The 14,094-nt window shown below is 54.2% G+C and carries 15 protein-coding genes; 2 read left to right on the forward strand and 13 right to left on the reverse strand.

Going from position 1 to position 14,094, the window contains the following annotated elements:
• Positions 1-2: 2 nt before the first annotated feature.
• From OGY37_RS12375 to pmbA, 7 genes are all read right to left on the reverse strand, one after another.
• A complete protein-coding gene (locus tag OGY37_RS12375; RefSeq protein ID WP_003830379.1) occupies positions 3-647 on the reverse strand; it encodes a DUF4310 family protein in 645 nt (214 codons plus the stop codon).
• 11 nt (positions 648-658) lie between these two features.
• Positions 659-1,435, reverse strand: a complete 777-nt coding sequence (locus tag OGY37_RS12380; RefSeq protein ID WP_003025764.1) for a DUF4311 domain-containing protein — start codon at positions 1,433-1,435, stop codon at positions 659-661.
• A gap of 23 nt (positions 1,436-1,458) precedes the next feature.
• Entirely contained in the window at positions 1,459-1,758 is a 300-nt protein-coding gene (locus tag OGY37_RS12385; RefSeq protein ID WP_286620947.1) for a DUF4312 family protein, read from the reverse strand.
• Positions 1,759-1,760: 2 nt separating this feature from the next.
• The gene (locus OGY37_RS12390) at positions 1,761-2,123 is read right to left on the reverse strand and encodes an SFCGS family glycine-rich protein (protein ID WP_003830384.1); all 363 of its coding nucleotides are present in this window, start codon (positions 2,121-2,123) and stop codon (positions 1,761-1,763) included.
• A gap of 10 nt (positions 2,124-2,133) precedes the next feature.
• Complete coding sequence (locus tag OGY37_RS12395) at positions 2,134-2,442, reverse strand: glycine dehydrogenase (protein ID WP_003025758.1); 309 nt, start codon at positions 2,440-2,442, stop codon at positions 2,134-2,136.
• 332 nt (positions 2,443-2,774) lie between these two features.
• On the reverse strand, positions 2,775-3,161 hold the full coding sequence (cybC, locus tag OGY37_RS12400; RefSeq protein ID WP_003025756.1) for a cytochrome b562: 387 nt from the start codon (positions 3,159-3,161) through the stop codon (positions 2,775-2,777).
• A gap of 86 nt (positions 3,162-3,247) precedes the next feature.
• Complete coding sequence (pmbA, locus tag OGY37_RS12405) at positions 3,248-4,600, reverse strand: metalloprotease PmbA (protein WP_003830385.1); 1,353 nt, start codon at positions 4,598-4,600, stop codon at positions 3,248-3,250.
• 95 nt (positions 4,601-4,695) lie between these two features.
• On the opposite strand from pmbA, the gene yjgA reads away from it, so the two are divergent.
• On the forward strand, positions 4,696-5,247 hold the full coding sequence (yjgA, locus tag OGY37_RS12410) for a ribosome biogenesis factor YjgA (protein WP_008786039.1): 552 nt from the start codon (positions 4,696-4,698) through the stop codon (positions 5,245-5,247).
• A gap of 98 nt (positions 5,248-5,345) precedes the next feature.
• Here yjgA and mpl read toward each other — a convergent pair whose 3' ends face one another.
• Positions 5,346-6,722, reverse strand: coding sequence for a UDP-N-acetylmuramate:L-alanyl-gamma-D-glutamyl-meso-diaminopimelate ligase (gene mpl / locus OGY37_RS12415; RefSeq protein ID WP_003830388.1), 1,377 nt, complete (start codon positions 6,720-6,722; stop codon positions 5,346-5,348).
• A 175-nt stretch (positions 6,723-6,897) separates the two neighbouring features.
• Here mpl and fbp point away from each other — a divergent pair, with 175 nt between their 5' ends.
• The gene (gene fbp / locus OGY37_RS12420) at positions 6,898-7,896 is read left to right on the forward strand and encodes a class 1 fructose-bisphosphatase (RefSeq protein WP_148362529.1); all 999 of its coding nucleotides are present in this window, start codon (positions 6,898-6,900) and stop codon (positions 7,894-7,896) included.
• A gap of 76 nt (positions 7,897-7,972) precedes the next feature.
• On the opposite strand, the gene OGY37_RS12425 is transcribed toward fbp, so the two are convergent.
• The 5 genes from OGY37_RS12425 to ytfQ all read right to left on the reverse strand — a co-directional run bounded on the left by OGY37_RS12425 (position 7,973) and on the right by ytfQ (position 13,793).
• On the reverse strand, positions 7,973-9,085 hold the full coding sequence (locus OGY37_RS12425) for a methyl-accepting chemotaxis protein (RefSeq protein WP_126319429.1): 1,113 nt from the start codon (positions 9,083-9,085) through the stop codon (positions 7,973-7,975).
• Positions 9,086-9,188: 103 nt separating this feature from the next.
• Positions 9,189-10,190, reverse strand: a complete 1,002-nt coding sequence (gene yjfF, locus OGY37_RS12430; protein ID WP_063941641.1) for a galactofuranose ABC transporter, permease protein YjfF — start codon at positions 10,188-10,190, stop codon at positions 9,189-9,191.
• The gene (ytfT, locus tag OGY37_RS12435; protein ID WP_003830397.1) at positions 10,177-11,199 is read right to left on the reverse strand and encodes a galactofuranose ABC transporter, ATP-binding protein YtfT; all 1,023 of its coding nucleotides are present in this window, start codon (positions 11,197-11,199) and stop codon (positions 10,177-10,179) included. The genes yjfF and ytfT overlap by 14 nt, the downstream gene beginning before the upstream one ends.
• Positions 11,200-11,212: 13 nt before the next feature.
• Positions 11,213-12,715 carry a galactofuranose ABC transporter, ATP-binding protein YtfR gene (gene ytfR / locus OGY37_RS12440; protein WP_286620949.1) on the reverse strand — a complete coding sequence of 501 codons (1,503 nt, stop codon included), beginning with the start codon at positions 12,713-12,715 and terminating at the stop codon, positions 11,213-11,215.
• Positions 12,716-12,836: 121 nt separating this feature from the next.
• On the reverse strand, positions 12,837-13,793 hold the full coding sequence (ytfQ, locus tag OGY37_RS12445) for a galactofuranose ABC transporter substrate-binding protein YtfQ (RefSeq protein ID WP_003025728.1): 957 nt from the start codon (positions 13,791-13,793) through the stop codon (positions 12,837-12,839).
• Between the last annotated feature and the right edge of the window lie 301 nt (positions 13,794-14,094).

The raw sequence follows: 14,094 nt of genomic DNA on the forward strand, positions 1-14,094 counted from the left end.
AGTTAGCTAATGGCAATCGGGAAGATGGACCCGAGGATCATTGCGCCGAGGATCGCCCCGCCGGTAATCGGTTTTTGCCACAGATAAAACAGCAGCGCGCCCGCCAGAGAACCGATTCCGATAGGAATAGAAGCCGTCATCGCGCTAAGGATAATCAACGGTCCGAGGAAGCGGCCGGAGGCGTTACCGGCCCCCATCATGACGTCCGCACCGTAGGTCGAGTCGCTCTGGTTGATGGTGAACTTACGCGCCAGAATGATGATGTAGCCAATCGCCAGACCAATCACCAGACCGGTGACCAGCGAGGCGGCGAAGTTGGCGACCGGGAAGATAATGCCCGCGCCCAGCAGCAGCGCCGGAACACCTAACCCAACCCCGGTTTGAATCGCCCCGCCGATATCCAAAATCCCCACCAGCGAACCTTCAATGATGCGGGCAAACAGGAAGCTTGCGCCAAATGCCGCCACCGCCCCGTAGGAGCCGGTATCCATTCCCGCCTTCAGCATCGCCACAAAAGCCACTTCGTTAAATGCGCCAATACCGTACAGGTAGTACATGTGTGTTCCGGCAAATACGCCAGAGGAGAGCAGGCCCACGAAGATCGGGAACGACCAGTCAGCGAACCAAAAACCTTTATTCTGTTCCATGATGACCTCCGTTATTTGCCGCTGAGCGAGTTGTGGATAAGTTCGAGCCAGTTAGGCACGGTCAGATGGAAGGATTCGATCATCTTCATGTCGAAACCGCGGAAGAAGCCGCTCAGGACAAACAGCGCGACGATAGCTACCATCATCACTTTCGTGACGTGGTTCCAGCCGCTTTCTTCAACACCTTTGCCGATCAGAATGCCGAGCACCAGACCCGGAACGGCGTTGCCCATAATCAGCTGCGCCGCGCCGCCAAAAACGGTGGCCCAGAAGCCGGATTTCTTACCAGCGTCGATCGCCGCCAGCCAGAAGATCACTGGCATCACGGTGTTAACCAGCAGGTTAGCCGCGGGCACCAGCACTTTGACGGCGGTAACTTGCAACGCTTCCGGTACGGATGATGCGGTGAGGTTCAGGAAGGTCACTACGATCATCCCGATAACGCCGCAGGCAATTGCCATGCGTTTGGGGTCGTGCAGCGTTTCACCGACGTTGCGATTTTTAATCATCAGCGCGGCGGCGCCCCAGTTAGGGATGATGCGATGGTCGACGTCCTGCGTGAACGCCCCCGCCGCAACGGAGGAAGCCCAGGCATTAAAGAAGAAGCCCAGGCCGAACGAGAAGTGAGAAGCTGGATCTCCTTCGCAGGAATTCAGTTCTCCCAGAGTACGAAACGCGCCCATCCCTTGAGTGGTAGGCGCATGAAACATGCGTGCAGCCCCAGCGCCGACACCAACGCCAACCAATGCGCCGATGATGAGCGATTTTATTAATATTATCAGGAACATAATTATGCCTTTTAATAGAAAAATCAGCGTTGCGTAACGAAATCCACCTTGTCGAGATTGATGGCAGTCACGTTGACGGTCACGTCCAGCTCCACGCTGAAAGTGCATCTTTCCCGGCGCAAAAAGAGGAATAAAAACGCCTCTTTACGCACCGATTCACGCGCTTGAACAACCTGCACATCCTGTGGCTCAATACGCAGTAAGATATGCGGCGACGCTTTCATCACCGCAGCCTGAACGTGGTTCAGGGCATCGGCAAAGGCGCGAGCTTTAGTCTCGCCCTTACCCGTGACTCTCACCGTGGTGGTGAATTGCTCTTTCATGCTTAAGCGCCGTGTTTCTTTTGCCACGCCTGCACCAGGCGCTCGCCGAGCTCTTCTTTATCCATAAAGCCGAATCCCAGTACGTTGCACCCTTCGTTGATGGCGGTTACCCCTTCATCGACCGAGCGCATGCCGTATTTCGCCTTGTAGCCGTATTTGGTCTGCGCGGTAATCGCACCCGCACCACCACTGCCACAAAACGAGATACCAAAGGTGGCGTTTTCCGCTTTCATCACGTCACCCAGCTTCATATCTGCTGCAACGCCCGGCACCACAACGGCACGGCCACCCGCTTTCTCTACGCCTGCCGCCACTTTCTGGCCTTTACCCAGACGATCGCCAATCACTACGGTAATCTGTTCCATCTTTTGCTCCTTAAAGGTTGTCTTTCGCGACTTCGAAGTGCACCGACAGCAGCCAGGCCTCTTCCTCAGGAAGATTGCCAAACTCGGCGACCACGTCGCGGGCAAGCGCCATTGATTCGGCAGAAATTTCATCAAACAAGCTGGCATCGACTTCTGGTAAGGGTTCACCCGTTACCGAGCGGTGCGCCATGGCGCGAACATGCGACGTCAGCATCTGTTCCTGTACGGCGTTGGGAATAATGTTGCGTTCACGCAGCAAGGCATACACCTGCGCCAGCATGCGGTCGGCCAGTTCCACCGATTCCCCCATGTCATTCATTACAGCTCCGTTATTCACTCGTCTTACCCCGTTAATGTCTCTGAGGGTAAATTAGCGACGGAGGTTATAAGTTTGTAGCGAGTTGTTTTCCACTTCGAAGTGGAAAGGCGTGCAGCGATAGTGATCTGTGCCGCAAAAAGGGCTGGAACCACGATTTATCACTGGAAGAATGTGATTGAAATCGCAAGAGCGAGCAGCAAAATGGAAGGAAGTGCGAACAATGAATGGACGATAAAAATGAAAAAATGTGATGGGGATAGCGTTTACTTATGGGGCGTGCAGTAACGGGGTATTTTATCCGGCCTGCGGGTATGCAGGCCGGATAGCGTAGATTAACGGAACTTCTTGTGGTTTTCGTTGCGCGTGGTTTTCAACTCTTCCGCAACGGCTTTCGCCTCTTTGACTTTACCTTCGTTCGCCAGCTTCAACGCACCGTCAATCTGGCCGATCAGCGTGTCAAAGCCGTGGCGAAAATCCTTCATCTCCGGGCTGTCCGGGGATTTGTTTTCCAGCTTCGGCGGCGTTCCCTTTTGCGCGTCCAGCGCGGCTGCACGCATTTTGGTTAAGGCGTCTTTCAGTTCAGTCGCATTATCCGTTTTTTCGACGATTTTCAGGTTGTCGTTGAGGATCCCCATATCGTCTTCAAGATCGGCTGCAAACGCAGAAGAACCAAGAACCAGCGTTGAAGCTGCGACGATCGCTAACAGGTGTTTACGCATTGCTCACTTCCTTTTTTATTATTCAAAAATAAACAAACGCCAGATACCCTCAATAATTCACGCCACAGCTTGAAGTATGACGGGTATTATTGCCCGGCGATCTTCATCTCCGGCAACAGGACCGAACCACACTGAATATTACTGCGCGTTTCAATATCGTTGCCGACGGTGACGATATTACGCCACATCTCTTTTAAGTTACCGGCGATGGTAATTTCACTCACCGGGTACTGAATTTCGCCGTTTTCGACCCAGAAGCCCGCCGCGCCGCGCGAGTAATCGCCGGTAATGCCGCTTACGCCCTGTCCCATCAGCTCGGTAACCACAAGACCTGTGCCCATCTCTTTAAGCAACTGCTCGAAGCTTAGACCCTGTCCCGGAATTCGCCAGTTGTGGATCCCGCCTGCATGACCGGTGCTCTTCAGCCCCAGCTTACGTGCGGAATAGTTGGTCAGCAGCCACTGAGTCAGCACGCCGTCTTTAATAATGTCGCGGCGTTCGGTCCGTACGCCTTCGCTGTCGAACGGCGACGACGCCAGCCCTTTCAGCAAGTGCGGATGTTCTTCAATGGTCAGCCATTCCGGCAGAATTTGCTTGCCCAGCGAGTCGAGCAGGAAGGTGGATTTGCGGTACACCGAGCCACCAGCAATTGCGCCAACCAGGTGTCCGAACAGTCCGGTCGCCACTTCATTGGCGAAAATCACTGGTGCTTTCATGGTGGAAAGTTTACGCGGAGACAGGCGAGATAAGGTACGGCGAGCACAGTCAGCCCCCACCCACTCCGGCGTTTGCAGATCGCCCATAGCCCGGCCAATGGTGTAGGCGTAATCACGCTCCATATCGCCATTTTCTTCTGCGATTACGCAACTGGAAAGGGAATGGCGCGTGGAGCAGTAGCCCTGCAGCATGCCGTGGCTGTTGCCAAACACTTTGATGCCATAGTGGCTGTTAAAGCTGCCGCCTTCGGTGTTGGTGATACGCTTATCGGCCTGCAACGCCGCCTGTTCAGCGCGGGCAGCCAGTTCGATAGCTTCGTCAGGGGAAACTTCCGCCGGGTGGAACAGGTCCAGATCGGGCGCATCAAAGGCCAGCAGTTCTTTATCTGCCACGCCCGCGCACGGGTCCGGCGAAGTGTAACGTGCAATGTCCAGCGCGGCCTGCACGGTACGTGCAATCGCCTGCGGGCTTAAATCGGTGGACGATGCGCTGCCCTTACGGTTCTGGTGGTAAACCGTAATCCCCAGTGCACCATCGCTATTGAATTCGACGTTCTCCACTTCACCATAACGGGTGCTGACGCTAATACCCGTGGTCTTGCTCACAGCGACTTCCGCGCCATCCGACTTACCTGACGCTAATTCCAGTGCCGTCGAGACTGCTTCTTCCAGAATCTTACGCTGCGCTTCAACTTGTGAGATTACTTTCATCGCAAATGCCATAATGTAGAGAGAGTTTCTCTGAAGTCTAACAGAGAACCGTTTTTCAGTGCGCATCTTAACTGGTAACATTAGCCTCTTTTTTTAAGGAGCCTGACATGACTAAGCAGCCCGAAGACTGGCTCGACGACGTTCCCGGTGATGACATCGAAGACGAAGACGATGAAATTATCTGGGTCAGTAAAAGTGAAATAAAACGTGACGCCGAGGAGTTAAAACACCTTGGTGTGGAACTGGTAAAACTGGGGAAAAACGCGCTGGACAAAATCCCGCTCGATGCGGATTTACGTGCCGCGATTGAGCTGGCCCAGCGTATTAAGATGGAAGGTCGCCGTCGTCAGCTGCAGCTGATTGGCAAAATGTTGCGCCAGCGCGATGTTGATCCTATCCGTCAGGCGTTGGACAAGCTAAAAAACCGTCATAACCAACAGGTCGTTGTCTTCCATAAGCTGGAGCAACTGCGTGACCGTATGGTTGACGGTAGCGATGAAGCTATCGAAGAAGTGATGAACCTGTGGCCTGACGCCGACCGTCAGCAACTGCGTTCGCTGGTGCGTAACGCCAGGAAAGAAAAAGCGGGCAACAAGCCGCCAAAATCTTCCCGCCAGATCTTCCAGTATCTGCGTGAACTGGCGGAAAACGAGGCCTAACCTCTTCGTCCGCCGAAAGTGCCGGATGGCGGTGCAAATACCTTATCCGGCCTACGATCCGTTGTAGGCCCGGTAAGCGTAGCGCCACCGGGCATTTTTTACTCTTCTTCCGCCTGAGCTTTCTTCGCCAGACCATCCAGCAGTTTTTGATGAATGCCGCCAAACCCGCCGTTGCTCATCACCAGAATGTGATCGCCAGGCTGTGCGGTTTTCACCACCATATCTGCCAGTGCATCCACATCGCCGCTCCAGTGTGCCGGCTGAACGCAGGCTTCAGCGACTTCTGCTACCTGCCACGGAATGTGCGGGGGTTGCAGCAGGAACACTTCGTCTGCACGCCCTAACGACGGCGCCAGGTCATCTTTGCACAGGCCCATTTTCATGGTGTTCGAGCGAGGTTCCAGCACAGCGATGATGCGCGCCGTGCCGCCCACTTTACCGCGCAGTGCCGCAAGCGTTGCCAGAATGGCCGTCGGGTGATGGGCGAAATCGTCATACACCGTCACGCCATTGGCTTCACCGCGCAGCTCAAGACGACGACGGGCGTTGATGAATGAGCCAAGCGCATTGGCCGCATCCGCAGGTACGACGCCAACATGACGCGCGGCTGCAATCGCCATCAGGCCGTTGTGCATGTTGTGCTCGCCCACCAGGCCCCACTTCACTTCACCGACTTTTTCACCGTCCAGCCACACTTCCCACTCGGAAGCATCGGTGGTCAGTTTTTTCGCCTGCCAGTGACCTTGTTCGCCCACCAGCTCTTGTTCGCTCCAGCAGCCCATCGCCATCGTTTGTTTCAGATTGATGTCGTTTTCCGGGTAGATGATGCGTCCCTGGCCCGGCACGATACGCACCAGATGGTGGAACTGTTTCTGGATCGCTTTCAGATCGTCAAAGATGTCCGCGTGATCGAACTCAAGGTTGTTGAGGATCAGCGTGCGCGGGCAGTAATGCACGAATTTAGAACGCTTATCGAAAAACGCGCAGTCGTACTCGTCCGCTTCTATCACGAAGAAATCGCTCTCGCCGAGACGCGCGGAAACCTCAAAGTTGCCCGGAACGCCGCCGATCACAAAGCCAGGTTTATAGCCACAGGCTTCGAGGATCCAGGTCGCCATTCCGGCGGTAGTGGTTTTGCCGTGCGTTCCCGCAACCGCCAGTACCCAGCGATCGCGCAATACAAAGTCATGCAGCCACTGCGGGCCAGACATGTACGGAATGTTCTTTTCCAGCACCGCTTCCACGCACGGATTGCCACGGGTCATGGCATTGCCGATGATCACCAGGTCCGGCTGCGGGTCGAGCTGGCTGGCATCGTAACCCTGAATCAGATCAATGCCTTGCTTCTCAAGTAAGGTACTCATCGGCGGATACACATTGGCGTCCGAACCGGTTACTTCATGACCGAGCGAGCGCGCCAGCATCGCCAGACCGCCCATGAAAGTGCCACAAATTCCCAAAATATGAATGCGCATACGTCACTATCCTTTTTTAATCTGGGGGCCATTTTACGCACATGTCCGGCAAGTGAGAAACGCATTTCAGGATATTCCGCAGTTTGCTGGCGCGATTCACCTAAGCGCAGCAATGGAAATATTTGTTAATATTGTTGCGGTCGCTTTACTCCACATAAATTGCAGGGAAAGTGTTATGAAAACGTTAGGTGAATTTATTGTCGAAAAGCAGCACGAGTTTTCTCATGCTACCGGTGAACTCACTGCTTTGTTGTCGGCAATAAAGCTGGGCGCCAAGATCATCCACCGCGATATCAATAAGGCCGGTCTGGTCGATATCCTGGGTGCCAGCGGTGCTGAGAACGTACAGGGAGAGGTTCAGCAAAAACTCGATCTGTTCGCAAACGAAAAACTGAAAGCAGCACTGAAGGCGCGCGACATTGTGGCGGGCATTGCCTCAGAAGAAGAAGATGAAATCGTCGTCTTTGAAGGCTGTGAACACGCTAAATACGTTGTGCTAATGGATCCGCTGGATGGCTCATCCAACATCGATGTTAACGTCTCTGTCGGTACGATTTTCTCTATCTACCGCCGCGTAACCCCAGTCGGCACACCGGTCACGGAAGAGGATTTCCTGCAGCCGGGCAACAAGCAGGTTGCTGCAGGTTACGTGGTTTATGGTTCTTCCACCATGTTGGTGTATACCACCGGCTGTGGCGTACACGCCTTCACCTACGATCCTTCTCTGGGCGTATTCTGCCTCAGCCAGGAACGTATGCGCTTCCCGACGAAAGGCAGCACGTACTCCATTAACGAAGGCAACTACATCAAATTCCCGAACGGCGTGAAGAAGTACATTAAATTCTGCCAGGAAGAAGATAAGTCAACCCAGCGCCCGTACACCTCGCGCTACATTGGCTCTCTGGTTGCGGATTTCCATCGCAATCTGCTCAAAGGCGGGATCTACCTGTACCCAAGCACCGCCAGCCACCCGGAAGGGAAACTGCGTCTGCTGTACGAATGCAACCCAATGGCCCTGCTGGCCGAGCAGGCGGGCGGCAAGGCGAGCGACGGTAAAAATCGTATTCTGGATATCATCCCGGAAAGCCTACACCAGCGCCGCTCCTTCTTCGTGGGTAACGACCACATGGTTGAAGATGTAGAACGCTTTATCCGCGAGTTCCCGGACGCGTAAGTATTATTCATCGCACGGACGTAGGCCGGATAAAGGCGTTTACGCCGCCATCCGGCCTACAAAATCCATCGTCCGGTTACGCTTTCTGTAGCTTAAATACGGCCATGGCTTCGATTAGCGCTGAAGACTGTTCTTCCAGCGAGCGGGTAGCCGCTGAAGACTGCTGTACCAGCGCCGCGTTTTGCTGCGCCGTTTCATCCATCTGAATCACCGCGATATTCACCTGCTCTATGCCGCGACTCTGTTCCTGGGACGCACTGGCAATTTCACGCATCAGTTTGGTCATGCGCATCACTTCATTGGCAATCTCATCCATGGTTTCGCCCGCCTGCTGCGCAAGCTCACTACCTTCCCCTACGTGGGTGTGTGAATCACTGATTAACGTGCGGATCTCTTTGGCCGCCTCGGCGCTGCGGCTGGCCAGATTACGCACTTCACCGGCGACAACCGCAAAGCCCCGCCCCTGCTCACCAGCTCGCGCCGCTTCAACGGAAGCATTGAGCGCCAGGATATTGGTCTGGAAAGCAATACCGTCGATTACGCTGAGTATGTCGGCGATTCGGCTGGAACTGCCGGAAATATCGCGCATTTTCTCGATCACATAGCACACCATTTCGCTGCCGCGATCGGCGGTATCCGACACCGATTTTGCCAGCTGGTGCGCCTGTTCCGCGTTCTGCGCATTCTGTTTCACCGTCGCCGTGAGTTCTTCCATGCTGGCGGCGGTCTGCTCCAGCGAAGTGGCTGTCGATTCAGTGCGTTGCGCCAGATGCTGGTTCCCGGCCGTCAGTTCACGACTGCCAATATCAATTTGCGAACTGGCATCGCGTACGCGCTGTACCGAGTCGCCCAGCGCATGGCGCATTTCATCCATTGCCGTGTTCAGGCGGTTAAATTCAGCGCTGGCCGACAACGCGGTAACCGGTGATAAATCCCCCGTTGCCAGACGTTCCAGTTGCTCAACCATGTTATCCAACGGTTTGAGAAACTTATTTCGCAGCATAAACCAAATGACCGCCAGCAATGCGATAGCAGCCAACATCGCAGAGCTCATAATACCGTGATAAATCAACGATGTAATGACACGGGTAGAAGCATATAGCCCCATACCACCGGTCAGTAACAGAAGGAACGTCAGCAAAGACAATAACACCAACAAACTTGATCGAATTGAAAGGGATTTTGGCATCGTTATATTTCCGGTTGTAGGGTTAAAACAGACCTGTACAGAACCTATCGACTACAACCGGAAAAAGTTTAGGTATTTAAATGTTTTGTGCAAAATCAGGATGTTACTTTGGTGTTGCCGCCGTACCCACTCGGGTCACCGGCGAGCTTTGACGATTTTCCCAAAGCACCGTCAGACCGCGTTGTAACGCTATAAAAATAAACAATAAAATACCAATCGCGATCTTCGTCCACCAGGAACTTAATGTGCCATCAAAATTAATGTAGGTCTGGATCAGCCCCTGAATGGCGACGCCAAACAATGTCCCTAACACCGTACCGACCCCGCCACTAAGTAGCGTTCCGCCAATCACGACGGAGGCTATCGCATCCAGTTCGACGCCAACGCCCGCCAGCGCATAGCCCGCCTGGGTATAAATGGAAAAGACAATGCCGGCAAGCGTCGCCAGCCCGGTAGACAGCATATAAATGCGGATGGTGGTGCTGCGAGTTGAGATGCCCATCAGGTTGGCAGAGGTGGCGTTGCCGCCAATCGCGTAAACCTGATTACCAAAGCGCGTACGGTGCGCCAGGAATATGCCGATGACGACAACCGCCAGCATCAGCAATCCCATCGCGCTCAGGCGACCACCGCCGGGAATTTTCCATGCCAGGCTTGAGAGCGTGTCATAAACCGGATGATTAATTGGGATAGATTCTTCAGAGACCAGATAGCTGACGCCGCGCAGGAAGAACATTCCCGCCAGGGTGATAATAAATGCCGGGATCTTCAGCGCATCAATCAGTAACCCCATAAACGCACCAAACGCGCAGCCCATCAGCAAAACCAATGGGAACGCCAGCAGCGGGGAAATGCCCCAAAAACCAATGGCCTTTGCCAGAAATACGCCGGTAAAGGCGATCACCGAGCCAACGGAAAGGTCGATCCCGCCAGAGAGGATCACGAAGGTCATGCCTACGGCAATGATGCCCAGAAAGGCGTTATCGGTCAGGATATTGCAAATGACCCGGGTGGAAGCAAAAGCGGGAAACTGCGTCAGGCAGTAGAGATAACCCAGCACAAACACGCCGAGGGTGATCATCAGCGGTAAATTACGTTTTATCATGACCACGCACTCCTTTTATCAGGCTGATAAAGCGTTGCGACTGCACGACCAGCACACACAACACCACCACGGCTTTGACCACCTGATTCAGTTCCGGCTGGAAGCCCGACAGCAAAATCCCGGTATTCATGCCCTGAATAATCAACGCGCCTACCACCGACAGCAGCAGGTTAAAGCGCCCGCCCATCAGCGAACCGCCGCCGATAACCACCGCCAGGATGGCATCCAGCTCCAGCCATAATCCGGCGTTATTGGCATCTGCCCCCCGGATATCCGCCGTGACGATAATGCCAGCAATAGCCGCGCACAGGCCGCTCAGCACATAGGTGAGCATCACGATAATGCGGGTGTTCACCCCGGCGTTTTTTGCCGCACGAATGTTGATACCCACCGCTTCGATAAACATACCCAGCGCCGTTTTCCGCGTCAGCAGCCAGAACACCACCAGCGTGAGCAGTGCAATAATTACCGGCGTGGGGAATAGTAAAAGCGAGCCGCTGCCAAACCATGACAGTTCGGGCGAGTTAAAGGTGACAATCTGCCCGGAAGTGATAAGCTGCGCCACCCCGCGCCCGGCCACCATCAGGATTAGCGTGGCGACGAACGGTTGAATCTTGAGGATGGCCACCAGAATCCCGTTCCACAGCCCAGCCAGAATGCCGGAGCCTAAGGCGGCAAGCAGAACCACCGGCAGACTGTGCCCGGCCACCGTCATCGCCGCAGTAGTGGCACCGGCAATAGCCATGACGGCCCCCACGGAAAGGTCGATACCGCCGGTGGCAATCACCAGCGTCATACCAATCGCCAACAGCGCCACGGGAGCGGCGCGGTTGAGAATATCAATCGGGCTACCGAACAGCCGACCATCCTGCAAAATCACCTGGTAGAAATGCGGGGCGACCAGGCTATCCACCAGCAGCACCAGCAGTAACGCCACCAGCTGTGGCATCCCCTTTGGCCAACGGAACCGCCGTTTAGACGGATTGGATTGAGGGAGAGATTGAGGCATCACCATAGTCTCCTTAGGCCGCAATGGCGTTCATGATTGCCGGTACGGACAGTTCAGCCAGTGGGATCTCTGCCACCTGTTTGCGATCGCGCATAATAATGACCCGATCGGCATAGCCCACTAACTCTTCCAGTTCGGATGAAATGACCAGCAGCGCCAGACCATCCGCGCACAGCGTTTCGATCAGGCGGATGATCTCCGCATGCGCGCCAACGTCGATCCCACGCGTGGGTTCATCGAGGATCAGGAACTGCGGTTTGGTCAGTAACCAGCGCGAGAGCAATACTTTTTGCTGATTGCCGCCGGAGAGAAATTCGATCGGTTGCTCCGCGTTTGGAGTACGAATACCAAGCTGGCGGATAAACCGATCGGCAATCTCGTTTTGCTCTTTACGGGGAATAGGCCGCAGCCAGCCGCGCTGTGCCTGCAATGCCAGAATGATGTTTTCCCGCACCGAAGCGGCAGCAATAATGCCATCCGTTTTGCGATCCTCCGGACAGAAACCGATCCCCAGACACGAAGCCTGATGCGGCGATCGCAAAGTCTGCGGTTTGCCTTTGATCAGCGCACTTCCGCTGTCGGCGGGTTTAATACCAAAGATCACCTCCGCCGTTTCCGTTCGCCCGGATCCCAGCAGTCCGGCGAGACCGACGATCTCACCGGGACGCACCTGTAGATCAAACGGCGCGATGGTGCCTTTTTTGCCAAAATCACTGAATGCCGCCACCGGTTTATCACTCAGCAAGGTGCGGCCCGCACGCTGTAGCGCATGGGTATCCAGTTCGCGGCCCAGCATCATTTTGACCAGTTCGATCTGAGGCAGCTCGCGGGTTTCACGGCAGCCAACGAAGCCGCCGTTACGCAGGACGGTAATGCGATCGCTGACCTGATAAACCTGATCGAGAAAGTGGGTGACGAAGATCAGACTGACGCCGCGATCGCGCAGATGTCGCATCAGACCAAACAGCATTTCAACTTCCTGGGTATCAAGGCTGGCAGTCGGCTCATCGAGGATCAGCACTTTCGCGGAGAGATCGATCGCCCGACAGATGGCGACGATTTGTTGCATCGCCACGGAAAAGCGGTTCAGCGGCTCGCGCACGTCGAGGGAAAAACCGTATGACGCCATCAGCTCCGTCGCGCGTTTTTCCATCTGTTTGCGCTGGAGCAGGCCAAAGCGCCGCGGTTCACGACCAATAAATAAGTTATCGGCAACCGACATATTGGGCAGCAGGTTCACTTCCTGGTACACGGTGCCAATCCCCAGTTGCTGGGCATGGGCGGTGTTTTTGGGGGAAATCGGTTGGCCTTCGAGCCAGATAGTGCCACGATCGGCATGGTAAACGCCGGTCAGCGCTTTGATGAGCGTCGATTTGCCGGCTCCGTTTTCTCCCAGCAGCGCCATAATTTCACCGCGACGCAAACTGAAATCCACGTTATCCAACGCTTTGACGCCGGGAAAGAATTTGCTTAATCCTTCGGTGCGGAGGATTTCCTGATGTTGGTCGGTGGTCATGGCATTCCTCCGGTACGAGGTCACGGCGTTTCGTAGGCCTGATAAGCGCAGCGCCATCAGGCAACAAATGCCGGATGGCGGCGTAACGCCTTATCCGGCCTACGGAAGACCGACAGAAAAACTAGTAGCCCATGTTTTTCTTCTTCTCTAACTCTTCTTTCGCCGTATCCGGCAGATAGAGGATCGACTTGGTAATGGTCAGCTTCTCAGGCATCGTGCCGTCTTTTTTGAATTTCTCCAGCGCGTCGAATGCCGGGCCGGCCATATTCGGCGTCAGTTCGACGCTAGCGTTGGCTTCGCCGTCAATCATCGCTTTGTAGATATCCGGTACGCCATCGATAGAACCGGTGAGAATATCTTTGCCAGGTTTCAGGCCCGCTTCTTTGATCGCCTGAATCGCACCGATCACCATGTCATCGTTGTGGGCGTAAACCATACAGATGTTCTTGCCGTTGTTTTCCGCTTTGATAAAGCTCTCCATCACTTCTTTCCCTTTACTGCGGGTGAAGTCACCGGACTGAGAGCGAATAATTTTGATGTTTGGCGCACTGGCAATGGCTTCAGCAAAGCCTTTCTTACGATCGATCGCCACGCTGGCCCCAACGGTCCCTTGCAGCTCAACGACGTTACACGGCTTGCCGTCCACTTGTTTAATCAGCCAGTCGCCGATCAATTTACCTTCCAACACGTTGTCGGCGGTGACGGTGGTCATATAGAGAGATTTGTCTTTTACATCGATGGAACGATCGAGCAAAAAGACCGGAATGTCGGCATCTTTAGCTTCTTTTAAAACCGGCTCCCAACCCGTTGCCACGACCGGCGCAATAAAGATGGCGTCGACGCCCTGCGCAACAAATGAGCGGACTGCTTTAATCTGGTTTTCCTGCTTTTGCTGGCCATCAGCGATTTTCAGCGTAATTCCCCGCTTTTCGGCCTCGCTTTTCGCGACGTTGGTTTCTGCGGCGCGCCAGCCGGATTCAGAGCCAACCTGCGAAAATCCTACGGTTAAAGGGGCTGCCATTGCCATAGACGACATGGCTGCCGAAACTGCTGTGACTAAAAGTAAGCGCTTCCACATAAGTGCGTCCTCGTAGGGTGATTATTGTTGGTTAATTAACCGTTGCGAAAAAACTATAGACAATTGAGCATGTAACGGATTGCGTTACATCACACTTCAAAAAAGTAAATAAAACGTTAATCACAACTTTGTAATCGCTTTCATCTCACTATGAAAAATGCGGCTAAAGATATGGATTTTTCTGTCACGAGAGAGAGGTAAAAAGAAGAAAATGCACGCAGAGAAAGCGAAAACAAGCGGAGACATTCCGCGCGAGTTGGCTATAATACCCGCCACTTGTTTGCCATAGCTTATTTAAAGG

The sequence above is a fragment of the Citrobacter sp. Cpo030 genome (genome assembly GCF_030333005.1).
GTDB lineage: Bacteria > Pseudomonadota > Gammaproteobacteria > Enterobacterales > Enterobacteriaceae > Citrobacter > Citrobacter portucalensis.

Coding starts and splice junctions, on each gene's coding strand:
- OGY37_RS12375 (WP_003830379.1), bottom strand. CDS start 647: ATGGAACAGAATAAAGGTTTTTGGTTCGCTGACTGGTCGTTCCCGATC.
- OGY37_RS12380 (WP_003025764.1), bottom strand. CDS start 1,435: ATGTTCCTGATAATATTAATAAAATCGCTCATCATCGGCGCATTGGTT.
- OGY37_RS12385 (WP_286620947.1), bottom strand. CDS start 1,758: ATGAAAGAGCAATTCACCACCACGGTGAGAGTCACGGGTAAGGGCGAG.
- OGY37_RS12390 (WP_003830384.1), bottom strand. CDS start 2,123: ATGGAACAGATTACCGTAGTGATTGGCGATCGTCTGGGTAAAGGCCAG.
- OGY37_RS12395 (WP_003025758.1), bottom strand. CDS start 2,442: ATGAATGACATGGGGGAATCGGTGGAACTGGCCGACCGCATGCTGGCG.
- cybC (WP_003025756.1), bottom strand. CDS start 3,161: ATGCGTAAACACCTGTTAGCGATCGTCGCAGCTTCAACGCTGGTTCTT.
- pmbA (WP_003830385.1), bottom strand. CDS start 4,600: ATGGCATTTGCGATGAAAGTAATCTCACAAGTTGAAGCGCAGCGTAAG.
- yjgA (WP_008786039.1), top strand. CDS start 4,696: ATGACTAAGCAGCCCGAAGACTGGCTCGACGACGTTCCCGGTGATGAC.
- mpl (WP_003830388.1), bottom strand. CDS start 6,722: ATGCGCATTCATATTTTGGGAATTTGTGGCACTTTCATGGGCGGTCTG.
- fbp (WP_148362529.1), top strand. CDS start 6,898: ATGAAAACGTTAGGTGAATTTATTGTCGAAAAGCAGCACGAGTTTTCT.
- OGY37_RS12425 (WP_126319429.1), bottom strand. CDS start 9,085: ATGCCAAAATCCCTTTCAATTCGATCAAGTTTGTTGGTGTTATTGTCT.
- yjfF (WP_063941641.1), bottom strand. CDS start 10,190: ATGATAAAACGTAATTTACCGCTGATGATCACCCTCGGCGTGTTTGTG.
- ytfT (WP_003830397.1), bottom strand. CDS start 11,199: ATGCCTCAATCTCTCCCTCAATCCAATCCGTCTAAACGGCGGTTCCGT.
- ytfR (WP_286620949.1), bottom strand. CDS start 12,715: ATGACCACCGACCAACATCAGGAAATCCTCCGCACCGAAGGATTAAGC.
- ytfQ (WP_003025728.1), bottom strand. CDS start 13,793: ATGTGGAAGCGCTTACTTTTAGTCACAGCAGTTTCGGCAGCCATGTCG.